A 15,326-nucleotide genomic window follows, 5' to 3' on the forward strand; every position below is an offset into this window, starting at 1 on the left:
GTCTTCAGCCAAATTGCCGCAAGGGTCAATGGCGGGTGATAGCACGGGGCCGGAGGGAGCAAGATGAAACGCGAGGCCGCCATCGGACTTTACGCCGCCTTCCTTGCTGCGCCGCTGCTCGTCCTGCCGGGCTCGCCCGCAAATGCGAAAGCCTGTCCGGTGAAGACCGTTTCCGATTTGAAAGCCGCAGATGCCGCAGCGAAGGCTGTTGCGATTTCCTGCGATCTGCGGCTCGATGCCGGAGATGTCGTCAGGGCGCCGATCGAACTATCGGGAAGCAAGGCCTCCAACGTCACCATCGATTGCGGCGGCGGGACGCTGGATGGCACCGGCTACAAGGCACACACGCTGGCGATCCGGTCGATCCGCCAGACGGATGGCAGCTGGGATGTGCCCCACAACGTCACGGTTCGAAACTGCACGATCAAAGGCGACCTCAGGATCATTGGTATGGCCGAGAATGGTCAGGGCACCTGGCTCAAGCAGTCGTCGATCTCGGAGGGGCATACCGCCCGCGCGCAGGCGGCTGCTCCTGCCAAGATCACCGTCAGCAACGTGATCTTCATCGCCAATGGCCGGATACCGCTCTATGCCGGGCCGGGAACGACGGGGCTCGATGTATCCGGGTCCCAGTTCATCGGCAGCACGAACAGCGTCGTCATCTATTTCGATGCCGAGTCCACCGGCAACACCGTCGAGAACAATGTCTTCGACATCAGAACAAAAAGCCGCGAGCAGATCGCGCTCGATGGCTCGGCCGACAACAGGATCGCCGGCAATACCTTCACCGATCCTGTGAACGGCGGCATCTTCCTCTATCGCAATTGTGGGGAGGGCGGAACGATCCGCCATCAGGCACCGCAGCGAAACGTCATAATCGGCAACACGTTTCGCTACAAGAGCGCATCGGGCGCCAAGCCCGCGGTCTGGATCGGCAGCAGACAGGGCAACAGCCGCTATTGCTTCAACGATGCCGCTTACCCATTCGGCAGCAGCCTGAATTCCCGGGACTTTGCGGAGCATAATTCGGTGACGCAAAACCTGCTGCCTGGAGGTAGCCCGTCGCTGATCGTCAATAATGATGCCGACAATCAGGTCAGCGGCAACCGTTAGGCGGAGAGTGCCGCATCCATTTCCGACAGGATCGCCCGCGCGGCCTCGCGCGGATCGGCAGCCTTGACGATCGGGCGGGCGACGACGAGGTGGCTGGAGCCTGCCTTCAGGGCATCGGCCGGCGTCATGACGCGCTTTTGGTCGCCCTTTTCGCTGCCGGCCGGGCGGATGCCCGGGGTGACGACGGCCATGTTGGGGCCGACGATCTTACGGACGGCGGAGGATTCTTCGGCAGAGCAAACGATGCCGCCCATGCCGGCCGCGAGCGCCTGTTCGGCGCGGCGCAGCACCAGCGTATGCGGGTCGTATTCATAACCGGCTGCGATCAGGTCCTGCTCGTCCATCGAGGTCAGTACCGTCACGCCGAGCAGGCAGAGGTCGGAACCCCTGGCGGCTTCGACGGCAGCCTTCATCGCCTTCGGATAGGCGTGCAGCGTCAGCATCGACATGCCCATCTTGACGATGTTCTCGACGCCGGATGCGATGGTGTTGTCGATATCGAGGAGCTTCATGTCGAGGAAGATCTTCTTGCCGCTCTGGGCAAGCTCGCGGGCAAATTCCAGCCCGCCGGCAAACACCAGCTGGTAGCCGATCTTGTAGAAGAGGACGTCGTCGCCGAGTGTCGAAGCGATCTTTTCCGCTTCGCCAAGTGTCGGAACATCGAGCCCGACGATCAACCGTTCGCGTGCGTTCATCTCTTCCACCCCTGCCAGCTTTCGATGGGCGTCCAGTCGCACGATAGGCGCCTGTCCGCAAGAGCGAAAGCATAGAGATTGCCGCCATCGCCGGGCTGATCGCGATCGCGCCCGATCGGCCGCCCCTCAAGGTGGCACTTCAATAACGTCCCGACACCGCCATGGCCGACAAAGGCGATCGGCTTGCTCTGGTCATGGGTCGCGAGGATCCGATCGACAGCCGAGACGATACGCGCCTGCGCATCGCGCGCCCGTTCCCATCCCTTGAAGCTCTCGTCGGGGTGGGCGAAAAACCAGTCGGCCGCCTGCTCGAACTCCGGCGGCGGCAGGAAGCCGGTCGCCGATCTGTCGTTTTCGTGCATGCCGTGGACGATCTCGATACCGAACCCGGCCGAGGCCGCGAGTATCTCCGCGGTCTCGATCGCCTTGGTCTCGTCACTGGAGACGATCCGCTGCAGCTGCCGCGCCCAGGAGAGCTCTGCCGCCTGTCTGGCGCGCGCCGCACCGGTTTCCGACAGTCCCCATTGCGGAACGGGGACATCCGGATCGATCCTGACCTGCGGGTGGGTAATATAGAGCGCGAACATCAGCCGCGGCGATAGATCCAGAGCTGGGCTGGCGGGATGTTGCGGACGATGAAGTCGAAATGCTGGATGTGATAGCGCTCCGGCCGGGCGATGATCGGCGAAACCGGACCGTAGGAAATCTGCACCACCGGCCGGCCGGCCGGCATGCGGTCGAGCAGGCTTTCGAGCAGCGCGATGCGCGCCTGCATCGGGAAGTTCAGAAGCGGCACGGCCGAAACGACGGAATCGAAGGTCTGTCCCTTCAGTGCGCCAAGCGTCGTATCGAGATCGAAGGCGTCGCCGTTGATGAAGTGGACGCCGGGGTAGAGGCGGACGAGGTGATTGTAGAAGTCCGTCGAATATTCGACGGCGACCAGCCGCTCCGGCTTTACGCCGCGTCCGAGAATGGCCTTGGTTATGGCGCCCGTTCCCGGTCCAAGCTCAAGCACCGGCAGTCCGGAATTGAGGTTGATGACGCTCGCCATCTTCTTGGCAGTAATCGAGGAGGTAGGGACGATGGAGCCGACGGTTTTCGGCCCCTGCATCATGCCCTTGAAGAAGCGAATTTCCTCATCGAACTTTTTGCCGAGCCGTTCTTTCAGCCGCAACGCCATGCCATCCTCCTCGTCAAGCAACAAACCGCTGGCTATCTAATTGCAATCATCCAGCAGTAAAACAAGACCAAACGTCGCAATCTGAAAACTTTGCCCGCCAAATGCGACGCGCGTTTACACGCGCATCGGCATCAGAACGTAGAGTGCATCATCGCCGGCCGTGTCGCGAATGAGCGTCGGCGAACCGGCATCGGCCAGCAGAAACACGGCCTGATCGCCGGAAAGCTGCGCAGTGATGTCGAGCAGATATTTGGCGTTGAAGCCGATTTCCATCGCGTCCGTGTCGTATCCGACTGCGACTTCTTCCGTCGCGCTGCCGGAGTCCGGGTTGTTGACGGTGAGCAGCAGCTGTCCTTCGGAAAGCGCCAGCTTCACGGCACGGCCGCGCTCGGAAGAAATGGTCGAGACGCGGTCGACAGCCTGCGCGAACGTCGTGCAATCGACGCGCATTTCCTTGTCGTTGCCGGTCGGGATGACGCGCTGATAATCGGGGAACGTGCCGTCGATCAGCTTCGAGGTCATGACGATCGAGCCGATGCTGAGGCGAATCTTGGCGTCGGAAACTTCGACGGTGACCATCGCCTCGGGATTGTCGACCAGCTTCTGCAACTCGCCAACGGTCTTGCGCGGAATGATGATGCCCGGCATTCCCTCGGAGCCCGACGGCGCCTTGACGTCGGCGCGGGCGAGACGGTGACCGTCGGTCGCAACGGCGCGCAGCTTCAGGTCGCCTTCGCTCTCGATCGTGTGGAAGAAGATGCCGTTCAGGTAATAGCGGGTCTCTTCGGTCGAGATCGCAAACTGGGTGCGATCGATCAGCATCTTGAGATCCGTTGCCTTCAGCTTGAAGGAATGCGTGAAGGTGCCGGCGGTCAGATCCGGGAAGTCGGATTGCGGCAGGCACTGCAGCGAGAATTTCGAGCGGCCGGACTGCACGGTCATCGAGCCGCCATCCGTCGATGTCGCAAGCAGAACTTCCGAGCCGTCGGGCAGCTTGCGGACGATGTCGTAAAGAAGATGGGCGGGAACGGTGGTCGCGCCGGCCTGTTCGACATTGGCGGGCGTCGCTTCCGTGACTTCGAGATCGAGGTCGGTCGCCTTCATGTCGAGGTTCTGGCCGTCGGCACGCAGCAGGATGTTGGACAGGATCGGGATCGTGTTCCGGCGTTCGACGACGCGGTGAACGTGGTTCAGCGACTTCAGGAGATTGGAACGCTCAATAGTAATACGCATGGGATGCTACCGCTTTCGACCGTGACTGTCCGGGCGCGCAGGCGCGCCAGAAAATGCCTTTCCGGCTCCATGGCCGGAGGAGTGGACGGGCAAAATGGCAGAACTTTGCCGGGCATTGCAAGGGGTGCAAGGCTTTGCGCGGCTGCAAAGGTGGTTTTACACGATGATGCTCACAGAAATCCGAACCCTTGCCGCGAACGAAGCCTGCGCGCATAAAGGGCCGACGCCAGAGAGGGCCTTTGAAATTGAGCAATGAAGAGACGGCGGGCGAGGGCGGCAAGCATCGCACCTACCGCCTGCATAATGTCAGCATACCCGCGCGCCCGCTCGAGGCCGCGCTCTATCTGGTCGCGACGCCGATCGGCAATCTCGGCGATATCACGCTTCGCGCGCTCGAAACGCTTGCCGGTGCCGATGTGCTCGCCTGCGAGGATACGCGCGTCACTCGCGTGCTGCTCGATCGCTACGGCATTCAGAACCGCCCTTTCGCCTATCACGAACATAATGCCGACGAGGCCGGGCCGCGCCTGCTGCAGGCGCTGGAGGCCGGAAAGTCCGTGGCGCTCGTTTCCGATGCCGGAACGCCGCTGGTTTCCGATCCCGGTTACCGGCTGGCGCAGACGGCGATCGACAGTGGATACCGCGTCATCCCGATACCCGGCGCCTCGGCACCGCTCGCAGCACTCGTCGGTTCAGGTCTTCCGAATGACGCCTTCCTCTTTGCCGGGTTTCTTCCTGCCAAGGACAAGGCGCGGCGTGACCGGCTCGGCGAGCTCGCGACGACCCCCGCTACGCTACTCTTCTTTGAATCGCCCCACCGCATCGGCGCGACGCTTTCGGCGGCCGCCGACGTGCTCGGCGGCGATCGCATGGCTTCCGTCTGCCGCGAGCTGACGAAGACCTACGAGGAGTTTCGCCGCGGCACGCTTGCCGATCTCGCCGCCTATTATACCGAGAACGATAATGTGAAAGGCGAAATCGTCCTCGTCGTTGCGCCGCCGGAGGAAAAACCGGCTGACGCTGCTGATGTCGACGCGATCCTTGCCGATCTCTCCGGCACCATGCCAACGGCAAAAGCGGCGGCCGAGGCGGCGCGGCTCACCGGTCTGCCGCGCAAGGAACTCTATCAGCGCCTCCTCGACATGAAGGGCGCCTGATGACCGATAGCGGCACGAGCGTCAGAAGACAGAAGGCGCTCCGCCGCGGACATTTTTCCGAATATGTGGCGGCGCTCTATCTGCTGATGAAGGGCTACCGCATCGCCGCTTTCCGTTATCGCACCAAGCTTGGCGAGATCGATATCATTGCCCGAAAGGGCGATCTTGCCGTTTTCGTAGAGGTCAAGGCACGGCGTGACGAGCGGGTCGCGGTCGATGCAGTTTCTTATGCGGCTCAGAAACGCATTCGCGATGCGAGCGATCTCTGGCTCGCCCGTCAGGTGAACAACCACCTGCTGTCGCAGCGCTACGATATCGTTGCAGTGCTTCCGGGCCGGCTGCCCCGGCATTTCCCCAATGCCTTTTAGCGGTCTTGCATAGGCGTGCATTTGTAATTTTTCTGTCATACAAATGTAAAGGAGACGTCACGGAAGGCCTCTATTGGCTTCCTCACCCCAATAACTGGTGGAGAGGGCTTATCCATGTTCAAGACGTTTTCTCTGGCCGCCGCTGCGGTCGTATTGTCTTCGTCGGCATCCTTTGCCGCAACCGAAATCACCTGGTGGCACGCCATGGGCGGCGAGCTCGGCCAGAAGCTCGAGCAGATCGTTCAGAAGTTCAACGACAGCCAGACCGAATACCACGTTACCCCGGTCTTCAAGGGCACCTATCCGGAAACCCTGACGGCCGCTATCGCTGCTTTCCGTGCAGGTCAGCAGCCGGCTATCGTTCAGGTCTTCGAAGTCGGCACCGGCACGATGATGGCCGCCAAGGGCGCCGTTTATCCGGTCTACAAGCTGATGGCCGATGAAGGCGAGCCGTGGGATCCGTCGAAGTTCATCGCTCCCGTCGTCGGCTACTATTCCGACCCGGAAGGCAACATCCTCTCCTTCCCGTTCAACTCCTCGACGCCGATCCTCTACTACAACAAGGACGTCTTCAAGAAGGCTGGCCTTGATCCGGAAGTCGCTCCGAAGACCTATGCCGAACTGGCAGAATTCTCGAAGAAGATCGTCGATTCCGGCGCTGCCAAGTGCGGCTTCACCATCACCTACGCTGCAACCTGGCTCGGCCTCGAGAACTTCTCGGCCATCCACGACCTGCCCTACGGCACGCTGCAGAACGGCTTCGGCGGCACCAAGGCTGAGCTCAGCTTCAACGGCCCGAACCAGGCTCGTCTCTGGACCGACCTGAAGAAGTGGCAGGATGCCGGTTACTTCCAGTACGGCGGCCCGGGCGGCGGCCCCGATGCAGCTCCGAAGTTCTACTCGCAGGAATGCGCCATCTACATGGGCTCCTCGGGCTCGCGCGCTGGCGTCATCAACAACGCCAAGGCCTTCCAGGTCGGCTTCTCGACGCTGCCCTACTACGACGACGTCACCAAGGATCCGAAGAACTCGATCATCGGCGGCGCGACGCTCTGGACGCTGAACGGCCAGAAACCGGAAGTCTACAAGGGCGTTGCCAAGTTCTACACCTACCTCAGCCAGCCGGAAGTTCAGGCTGATTGGCACCAGTTCTCTGGCTACCTGCCGATCACCACTGCTGCTTACGACCTCGGCAAGTCGCAGGGTTACTACGAAAAGAACCCGGGCTCCGACGTTGGCCTGAAGCAGATCCTGCGCGGCACGCCGTCCGACAACTCCAAGGGCGTTCGTTTCGGCAACCTGACGCAGATCCGTGACGTCATCGACCAGCAGTTCGAAACCGTGCTGTCTGGCAAGCAGACCGCCCAGCAGGCGCTCGACGAAGCCGTCAAGGAAGGCAACGCCATCCTGCGCGAATTCGAAGAAGCAAACTCGAACTAAGCTTTCGAGGCTGAAGCCAAGCCCTCCCCGCTCCGGGGAGGGCCTTTCCATATCGGGCGAGCCATGCAGACAAAGCGCACAATCTTCTCGAACCGCGTCCTGCCATATTTCCTTCTGGCGCCGCAGCTCGCAGTCACGTTGGTCTTCTTCATCTGGCCGGCTTTCCAGGCCTTTCGCCAGTCATTCCTGCGCGAAGATCCATTCGGCATGAAGACGACCTTCGTCTGGTTCGCCAACTACACGAAGCTCTTCGGCAGCAGCGATTACATGAACGCGCTGTGGGTGACGCTGACCTTCTCGGTCTCCGTCACGGTTCTGTCGATGGGCGTGTCGCTGCTCTTCGCCGTCTGCGTCAATCGCGTGCTGAAGAGCGGACGCATCTATACGACGCTGCTCGTTTGGCCTTATGCGGTGGCGCCTGCGGCCGCCGGTCTCCTCTGGTGGTTCATGTTCAACCCCAGCATCGGCATTCTGCCCTATATCCTTCGCCAGTTCGGCTATGACTGGAACCATCGCCTCGATGGCAATGACGCAATGATCCTCATCGTCATCGCCTCGGCATGGAAGCAGATTTCCTACAATTTCCTCTTCTTCGTCGCCGGCCTGCAGTCTGTCCCACAGTCGGTGATCGAGGCCGCGTCGATCGATGGCGCCGGTCCGTTCAAGCGTTTCTGGACGGTGGTCTTCCCGCTGATTTCGCCGACGACCTTCTTCCTGGCCGTCATCAACGTCACCTATGCGCTGTTCGACACCTTCCCGATCATCGACTCCACGACCTCAGGCGGCCCGTCGCAGTCAACGAACACGCTTGTTTACAAGGTCTATGCCGATGGCTTCGTCGGCCTGAACCTTGGTCCTTCGGCCGCGCAGTCCGTCGTGCTGATGTTGATCGTCGTCGTCCTCACCGTCGTCCAGTTCCGCTGGATCGAGAAAAAAGTACAGTATTGAGGCCCGAGCGATGATCGAGAACCGCCCCTTTCTGAACGTCCTCACGCACTTCATCCTGATCGTCGGCGTCGTCACGGTGGTCTTCCCCGTCTACCTCGCCTTCATCGCAGCCACCCATGGTCCGACCGACTTCATGAGCGGCCTCACGCCGTTGCTTCCGGGCGATCAGCTGGTTGCCAATTTCGACCAGCTGCTGAGCGCCGGCAATTCGGTGGCCGGTGCGCCGCCTTTCGTGCTGATGCTGGCAAACAGCCTGCTGATGGCGGTACTGATCGCCGTCGGCAAGATCGCCATCTCGATCATCTCCGCCTTTGCGATCGTCTACTTCCGCTTCCCGCTGCGCATGGTCGCTTTCTGGATCATCTTCCTGACGCTGATGCTGCCGGTCGAAGTCCGCATCCTGCCGACCTACAAGGTTGTCGCCGATCTCGGCATGCTGAATTCCTATCCGGGCCTCGTCATCCCGCTGATCGCCTCGGCGACGGCAACCTTCCTGTTCCGCCAGTTTTTCCTGACGATCCCGGAAGAGTTGATGGAAGCGGCCCGCGTCGATGGCGCAGGAGCCATGAAATTCTTCAGGGATATCCTGCTGCCGCTGTCGCGCACCAATATCGCGGCGCTGTTCATCATCCTCTTCATCTATGGCTGGAACCAGTATCTCTGGCCGATGCTGATCACCACCGATCCCGGCTATTACACCGCGGTCATGGGCATCAAGCGCCTGGCCTCGGTACTGGACGGCGACACCCAATGGAACCTCGTCATGGCGGGCGTCATTCTCGCCGCCCTGCCGCCGGTCCTCATCATCATCGTCATGCAGCGCCTTTTCGTCAAAGGCCTGGTCGAAACGGAGAAGTGACAATGGCCTCTATCGATGTAGAAGGCGTCGGCAAGATCTATCAGGGCGGCGTCAAGGCCGTCTCGGATGTCGGCATCAACATCCGCGATGGCGAGTTCATCGTCCTCGTCGGCCCGTCCGGCTGTGGCAAGTCCACGCTGCTGCGCATGATCGCCGGTCTCGAGAGCATCTCCGAAGGACAGGTGAAGATCGGCAGCCGCGTCGTCAACAATGTCGAGCCGGCTGACCGCGATATCGCCATGGTGTTCCAGAATTACGCGCTCTATCCGCATATGTCGGTGCGCCAGAATCTCGAATACGGCCTGAAGAACCGCGGGACGCCGCGGGCGGAGATCGATGCCCGCGTCGCCGAAGCCGCCCGCATGCTGCAGATCGAGCAGTATCTCGAGCGCAAGCCGAAGGCTCTTTCCGGCGGACAGCGCCAGCGCGTTGCCATGGGCCGCGCCATCGTCCGCAAGCCCGCCGTCTTCCTCTTCGATGAACCGCTGTCGAACCTCGATGCGAAGCTGCGCGTCTCCATGCGCGGCGAGATCAAGCGCCTGCAGCGCCGTCTCGGCACGACGTCGATCTACGTCACCCACGACCAGCTGGAAGCAATGACGCTGGCGGATCGCCTCGTCGTTCTGAACGGTGGCCATATCGAGCAGATCGGCGCGCCGCTCGAAGTCTATCACACGCCCGCCTCGACCTTTGTCGCGAGCTTCATCGGCTCGCCCGCCATGAACCTGCTGAAGGGTGAGCTGCACGGCGACAAGCTGGCGATCGGCCCGAGCCTGATCGATCTCGCAGGCAATGCCCCGACATCCGGCCCCGTCACCATCGGCATGCGCGCCGAGGATCTGCGCCTTGCCAAGCCGGATGAATACGCCATGCCGCTCACCGTCGAATATGTCGAAGAGCTCGGTTCGCAGCGTCTCGTCCACGGCCTGCTCGGCGACCAGCAGCTGACCGCGGTCGTCTCTCCGGAAACGCCGATGACCGCTGAAATGCGCTTCGTCATCCCGCCGGAAAAGCTGCATTTCTTTGCCGCAGATACCGGCAAGCGGATCGGCAATGGTGTTGCGCAGTCGGCGAATGTGGCTGTTGCCGCTGAAGCCGTGCAATAGGCATCGACAGGATCTGTTAAAATTTTAGCGGCCGCTTGAACGCCTCTCTTACGACTCCTCTGTTATTGCCCGAACATTGGGGTAGTAAACGGGGTGTTTCATGGCCTGGAAGCTTATGCTTGCAAGTGCGGTCGCGATGGCTGCGCGCACGGTGCCGTATGCCGTGGCGATGCCGCGCGGCAAATCCTTCATCGCGCATTCGAGCGATCACCTGCCGATGAAATCGACGCCCATCAATCCGGACTGGATCGTCAGCGGCGACCCGCAGGCGCGTACTGCCGAGCATTCGCGCGGCCATGACGAAGCCTCGCTGACGGCGATCTGGGACTGCACGGCAGGCGAATTCCGCTGGTTCTTCGGCTGGGACGAAACGGTGATGATCCTCGAAGGCGAAGTGCATATCACCGCTGAAGACGGCACCGAGCGCACACTTCGCGCCGGCGACGTCGCCTTCTTCGCCGGTGGCACCTGGGCCAGCTGGCGTGTCGACACCTACGTCCGCAAGGTCGCCTTCCTGCGCAAGCCCTTCCCGAAGCCCGTGGCGCTCGCCTATCGTCTTCGCAACATGCTGCGCAATAGCGGCCAGCAGGGCCTCGCCGCTTGAAAAATCCTTGATCGCGATGCTGCGAAGTCCTTGATTGGCCGTTGCGTTCGACCCTCTTGCGACCTACATCTGTCCGGCATTCAGTGAGGGACGGAAATGGCCAAGATCAAGAACGTAGCGGTCCAGATGGACCATGTTTCGGGCATCAACATCGCAGGCGATTCCACCTTCGCCATGAGCCTTGAGGCGCAGACCCGGGGCTACAAGCTCTTCCACTATACGCCCGATCGCCTGAGCTTCCGCGACGGCCAGGTCTTCGCCTCCGTCGAGCCGATGATCCTGCGCGACGTCAAGGGCGATCATTTCGAGCTCGGCGCGCCCGAGCGTGTCGATCTCTCGACCATGGATGTCGTCCTGCTCCGCCAGGATCCGCCCTTCGACATGTCCTACATCACCTCGACCCATCTTCTCGAGCGCATTCATCCGAAGACGCTCGTCGTCAACGATCCGGCCTGGGTCCGCAATTCGCCGGAGAAGATCTTCGTCACCGAATTCGCCGACCTGATGCCGAAGACGCTGATCACCAAGGACGCCGCCGAAATCCGCCGCTTCCGCGACGAGATGGGCGACATCATTCTGAAGCCGCTCTACGGTAATGGCGGCGCCGGCGTCTTCCATTCGACCAAGGACGACCGCAACCTTTCCTCGCTGCTCGAAATGTTCGGCCAGCTCTTCCGCGAGCCCTTCATCGCCCAGCAGTACCTGCCTGACGTGCGCAAGGGCGACAAGCGCATCATCCTCGTCGATGGCGAGCCTGTCGGCGCGATCAACCGCGTTCCTGCCGAGCACGACAGCCGCTCCAACATGCATGTCGGCGGCCGCGCCGAGGCGACCGAACTGACCGCACGCGAGCAGGAAATCTGCAAGCGCATCGGCCCGGCCCTGCGCGAGCGCGGCTTCCTGCTCGTCGGCATCGATGTGATCGGTGACTACATGACAGAGATCAACGTGACCTCTCCGACCGGCATCCGCGAGGTCAAGAAGTTCGGCGGCGCCGATATCGCCAGCCTTCTCTGGGATGCGATCGAGCGCAAGCGCGCCTGATTTTTCAGGACTTTTGTTCTCATTTGAGGGCTTGATACAACCCGCTGCAACCTGAGTGCAGCGGGGACGTGAATCTGTTCATTTATTGTTCTTGTTTTATTCTGTTTACTATGCCAGATTGCAATCCGCGGCCATGAAGGGTCGCAATACGCGATGTAGTTGGTTGCGGGGGCAGGGGCATGGTCGCACGCGTCAGTACGGTTGCATTCCACGGCATTGAAGGTGTGCCGGTCGAAGTCCAGGTGATGGTCGCTCCCGGCAAGATCGGCATGCAGATCGTCGGGCTTCCCGACAAGGCGGTTGCGGAAAGCCGCGAGCGGGTGCAGGCAGCGCTCCACGCATCCGGGCTGGCGCTTCCGGCAAAACGGGTCACCGTCAATCTTGCGCCCGCCGATCTTCCGAAGGAAGGCTCGCATTTCGATTTGCCGATCGCGCTCGGCCTGATGGCTGCTCTCGGCGCCATCCCGGCGGATGCGCTCTCGGATTATGCCGTCTTGGGCGAACTCAATCTCGATGGCACGATCGCACCCGTTGCCGGCGCGCTGCCTGCGGCAATCGGCGCCAATGCGCTCGGCAAGGGGCTGATCTGCCCGGCTGAAAGCGGCCCGGAAGCCGCCTGGGCCGGAACGCAGCTCCATATCCTCGCGCCGCGAAGCCTGATCGCGCTCGCCAACCATTTCCGCGGCACGCAGGTTCTTTCCCGGCCGGAGCCATCGATCCGCGCCAATGCCGCAAACCTTCCTGACCTCGCCGACATCAAGGGACAGGAAAGCGCCAAGCGCGCGCTGGAGGTGGCGGCTGCCGGAAGTCATAACCTGCTGATGGTCGGCCCGCCCGGTTCCGGCAAGTCGATGCTTGCCGCCCGTCTGCCCTCCATCCTGCCGCCGTTGTCGGCAGCCGAGCTGCTCGAAGTGTCGATGATCCATTCGATCGCTGGTCAGCTCTCAGGCGGGAAGCTTTCGGACCGGCGTCCGTTCCGCACACCGCACCATTCGGCAACGATGGCCGCCATGGTCGGCGGCGGGCTCCGCGCCCGTCCCGGCGAGGCGTCGCTCGCCCATCACGGCATTCTCTTCCTCGACGAGTTTCCGGAATTCTCGCCGCAAGCGCTCGATGCCCTGCGCCAGCCGCTGGAAACCGGCGAATGCATCATCGCCCGCGCCAATCACCGCGTGACCTATCCCGCCAACATCCAGTTGGTCGCCGCCATGAACCCTTGCCGCTGTGGTATGGCGGGCGAGCCTGGCCATAGCTGCGCCCGCGGTCCCCGTTGCCAGGCCGACTATCAGGCGCGCATCTCGGGCCCGCTGATGGACCGCATCGATATCCGCATCGACGTCCCGGCCGTTTCTGCAGCGGACCTGATCCGCCCGATGCCGGCCGAGGCAAGCAGCACGATCGCCGCCCGCGTCGCCCGCGCCCGCGAACTGCAGGCCGACCGCTTCATCGCTGCAGGCCTCAATACCATCACCACCAACGCCCGCTGCTCAACCGCACTGATCGAGAAATATGCCGAACCGGATGCCGGAGGTCTTCAGCTGTTGCGCGATGCCGCCGAGAAGATGCGCTTCTCCGCCCGCGGCTATCACCGGGTCCTGAAAGTGGCGCGCACACTCGCCGATCTCGACGGCAAGCCAACCGTCGGCCGCATTCATCTCGCAGAAGCGATTTCCTATCGCATCGCAGGAGAGCGGCTGACCGCGGCAGCGTGAAAGAGCGAATAGTTTGTAGCGAATAGCGAATAGAAAAAGAAAAGCTTGCCAGACGGTGACGCCGAGCAAGCTTCGCTATTCGCTATTCGCTATTCGCTATTCGCTATTCGCTATTCGCTATTCGCTGATCAGCCCCCAAGTCCATCGAACAGCGCCGTCGACAGATAACGCTCGGCGAAGGACGGGATGATCACCACGATGTTCTTGCCGGCGTTTTCTTCGCGGCTGCCCACCTTGATGGCTGCGGCAAGTGCTGCACCCGAGGAGATGCCGACCGGCACGCCTTCGAGCTTGGCAACCAGACGGGCGGTTTCCATCGCCGTTCCGCTGTTGATGGTGACGACCTCGTCGTAGATCTTGGTGTCGAGGATGGCGGGCGCAAAGCCGGCGCCGATGCCCTGGATCTTGTGCGGGCCGGGCTGGCCGCCGGAGAGAACCGGGGATTCCTCCGGCTCGACTGCGATCACCTTGATGCTGGCCTTCTTCGACTTCAGCACCTGCCCTGCGCCGGTGATCGTGCCGCCGGTGCCGATGCCGGAAACGAGAATGTCAACGCTGCCGTCGGTATCGTTCCAGATTTCCTCGGCCGTCGTCTTGCGGTGGATCTCGGGGTTGGCAGGATTTTCGAACTGCTGGGGAATGATCGCGTCAGGCAGAGTCGCGGCCAGTTCCTCGGCCTTGGCGATCGCGCCCTTCATGCCCTTCGGCCCCTCGGTCAGCACCAGCTCGGCGCCGAGCAGCGCCAGCATCTTGCGCCGTTCGACCGACATCGTCTCCGGCATGGTCAGGATCAGCTTGTAGCCCTTGGCGGCTGCCGCGAAGGCAAGCGCGATACCGGTATTGCCGGAGGTCGGCTCGACTAGCGTCGTCTTGCCGGGCGAAATCTTGCCCTGCGCTTCCAGGCTCTCGATCATCGCCACGCCGATACGGTCCTTGACGGAGGCGATTGGGTTGAAGAACTCAAGCTTGGCCAGCAGGTTGGCCTTGACGCCCTTTTCCTTGGCGAGCTTGTCGAGGCGCACGATCGGCGTATCGCCGATGGTCTCGGTGATGGACGAATAGATGCGGCCGCGGCCCGGTTTCTTCGACATGCGTGCTCTCCCTTTAAGTGTGTTGCCGAGAGAATAGGGTCAAAGGCGGATGGAAGCCAGACTGAGCCCTCCGCCACGGCGGCATCAAGGAGAAAAAATCCTTTTAAAACCGCCGTTTGACGAACGAATTTTTCAGGCTGCGCGAGTGGCGATAAAGGCTGCCGTGCCCGCCAGAATGCCGGCCGCCGTCCGGTTCAGCGCCTGCAATGCGCGCGGCTGCTTCAGCATGCTGCGGGCGCGGGTTGCAAGCAGCATATAGGGGATCAGCACGCTGAGCAGCACGACAAAGGTGGCTGTCAGCAGCAATCCATATTCACGCAGGCCGATCGCATGGATGTCGATCAGCGTCGGCACCAGCGCCACGTAGAACAGCATTGTCTTCGGATTCCCGAGCGTTACCAGCAGGCCCGAAAGAAACGACATGCCGACGCTGCTCGATTTGCGCGCCGCGATATCCTGCGGCAGCAGCCCCGATGTCCAGAGCTTGTAGGCGATGTAGCAGAGATAGATCACGCCCGCGAACTTGATGACGAGAAAGATCTCGGTGAAAGTCTGCGCCACGAATGCGAGGCCGAGAATGACCGCCGTCAGATAGGTCATGTCGCCCAGCACCAGACCGAGACCCATGAAGAAGGTCTCGCGAAAATTCGAGCCGAGTGCCCGCGCGACGATCGCCGTGATACCCGGTCCCGGAATGGCGGCTGCGATAAACAATGCGCCGCTATAGGCAATGAGCGCTGCGATCGTCATTTGTCTCTCCCTCGTTGCCGCCTATT

17 protein-coding genes are annotated in these 15,326 nt (G+C 61.7%); 11 read left to right on the forward strand and 6 right to left on the reverse strand.

The window, feature by feature from the left end; translation table 11 throughout:
• The first annotated feature begins 63 nt into the window (after positions 1-63).
• Positions 64-1,113: a NosD domain-containing protein gene (locus ACODR6_RS14020; protein ID WP_489022700.1), complete on the forward strand. Its 1,050-nt coding sequence runs from the start codon at positions 64-66 to the stop codon at positions 1,111-1,113.
• Here ACODR6_RS14020 and pyrF read toward each other — a convergent pair.
• The 4 genes from pyrF to dnaN all read right to left on the reverse strand — a co-directional run bounded on the left by pyrF (position 1,110) and on the right by dnaN (position 4,221).
• Entirely contained in the window at positions 1,110-1,808 is a 699-nt protein-coding gene (gene pyrF, locus ACODR6_RS14025) for an orotidine-5'-phosphate decarboxylase (RefSeq protein WP_489022701.1), read from the reverse strand. The genes ACODR6_RS14020 and pyrF overlap by 4 nt on opposite strands.
• Positions 1,805-2,395, reverse strand: a complete 591-nt coding sequence (locus ACODR6_RS14030; protein WP_489022702.1) for a histidine phosphatase family protein — start codon at positions 2,393-2,395, stop codon at positions 1,805-1,807. Before ACODR6_RS14030 ends, pyrF begins: the two co-directional genes overlap by 4 nt.
• Positions 2,395-2,988 carry a phospholipid N-methyltransferase PmtA gene (gene pmtA, locus ACODR6_RS14035; protein WP_112713868.1) on the reverse strand — a complete coding sequence of 198 codons (594 nt, stop codon included), beginning with the start codon at positions 2,986-2,988 and terminating at the stop codon, positions 2,395-2,397. Before pmtA ends, ACODR6_RS14030 begins: the two co-directional genes overlap by 1 nt.
• A 114-nt stretch (positions 2,989-3,102) precedes the next feature.
• Entirely contained in the window at positions 3,103-4,221 is a 1,119-nt protein-coding gene (gene dnaN / locus ACODR6_RS14040) for a DNA polymerase III subunit beta (protein WP_112713866.1), read from the reverse strand.
• A gap of 94 nt (positions 4,222-4,315) precedes the next feature.
• Between dnaN and ACODR6_RS14045 the strand changes: the two genes are divergently transcribed.
• The 10 genes from ACODR6_RS14045 to ACODR6_RS14090 all read left to right on the forward strand — a co-directional run bounded on the left by ACODR6_RS14045 (position 4,316) and on the right by ACODR6_RS14090 (position 13,459).
• Positions 4,316-4,477 carry a hypothetical protein gene (locus ACODR6_RS14045; protein ID WP_199626001.1) on the forward strand — a complete coding sequence of 54 codons (162 nt, stop codon included), beginning with the start codon at positions 4,316-4,318 and terminating at the stop codon, positions 4,475-4,477.
• Complete coding sequence (rsmI, locus tag ACODR6_RS14050) at positions 4,467-5,378, forward strand: 16S rRNA (cytidine(1402)-2'-O)-methyltransferase (RefSeq protein WP_489022799.1); 912 nt, start codon at positions 4,467-4,469, stop codon at positions 5,376-5,378. Before ACODR6_RS14045 ends, rsmI begins: the two co-directional genes overlap by 11 nt.
• On the forward strand, positions 5,378-5,746 hold the full coding sequence (locus tag ACODR6_RS14055) for a YraN family protein (RefSeq protein ID WP_489022703.1): 369 nt from the start codon (positions 5,378-5,380) through the stop codon (positions 5,744-5,746). The genes rsmI and ACODR6_RS14055 overlap by 1 nt, the downstream gene beginning before the upstream one ends.
• Before the next feature lie 114 nt (positions 5,747-5,860).
• Positions 5,861-7,186 (forward strand): sn-glycerol-3-phosphate ABC transporter substrate-binding protein UgpB, encoded by a 1,326-nt coding sequence (gene ugpB / locus ACODR6_RS14060; protein ID WP_199626003.1) that lies wholly within the window; start codon positions 5,861-5,863, stop codon positions 7,184-7,186.
• Between the two features lie 63 nt (positions 7,187-7,249).
• Entirely contained in the window at positions 7,250-8,134 is an 885-nt protein-coding gene (ugpA, locus tag ACODR6_RS14065; RefSeq protein WP_489022704.1) for a sn-glycerol-3-phosphate ABC transporter permease UgpA, read from the forward strand.
• A 10-nt stretch (positions 8,135-8,144) separates the two neighbouring features.
• On the forward strand, positions 8,145-8,993 hold the full coding sequence (ugpE, locus tag ACODR6_RS14070) for a sn-glycerol-3-phosphate ABC transporter permease UgpE (RefSeq protein ID WP_489022705.1): 849 nt from the start codon (positions 8,145-8,147) through the stop codon (positions 8,991-8,993).
• Positions 8,994-8,995: 2 nt separating this feature from the next.
• Entirely contained in the window at positions 8,996-10,099 is a 1,104-nt protein-coding gene (locus ACODR6_RS14075; RefSeq protein ID WP_112713854.1) for a sn-glycerol-3-phosphate import ATP-binding protein UgpC, read from the forward strand.
• Between the two features lie 100 nt (positions 10,100-10,199).
• On the forward strand, positions 10,200-10,703 hold the full coding sequence (locus ACODR6_RS14080; RefSeq protein ID WP_130279257.1) for a cupin domain-containing protein: 504 nt from the start codon (positions 10,200-10,202) through the stop codon (positions 10,701-10,703).
• Between the two features lie 96 nt (positions 10,704-10,799).
• Entirely contained in the window at positions 10,800-11,747 is a 948-nt protein-coding gene (gshB, locus tag ACODR6_RS14085; RefSeq protein WP_112713850.1) for a glutathione synthase, read from the forward strand.
• Between the two features lie 179 nt (positions 11,748-11,926).
• Complete coding sequence (locus ACODR6_RS14090) at positions 11,927-13,459, forward strand: YifB family Mg chelatase-like AAA ATPase (protein WP_489022706.1); 1,533 nt, start codon at positions 11,927-11,929, stop codon at positions 13,457-13,459.
• Between the two features lie 128 nt (positions 13,460-13,587).
• On the opposite strand, the gene cysK is transcribed toward ACODR6_RS14090, so the two are convergent.
• Both cysK and ACODR6_RS14100 read right to left on the reverse strand, forming a co-directional pair.
• Entirely contained in the window at positions 13,588-14,550 is a 963-nt protein-coding gene (gene cysK, locus ACODR6_RS14095; RefSeq protein ID WP_112713846.1) for a cysteine synthase A, read from the reverse strand.
• Between the two features lie 132 nt (positions 14,551-14,682).
• Positions 14,683-15,300, reverse strand: a complete 618-nt coding sequence (locus tag ACODR6_RS14100) for a LysE family translocator (RefSeq protein ID WP_449098526.1) — start codon at positions 15,298-15,300, stop codon at positions 14,683-14,685.
• Between the last annotated feature and the right edge of the window lie 26 nt (positions 15,301-15,326).

The organism is Rhizobium sp. FG96 (genome assembly GCF_057808655.1).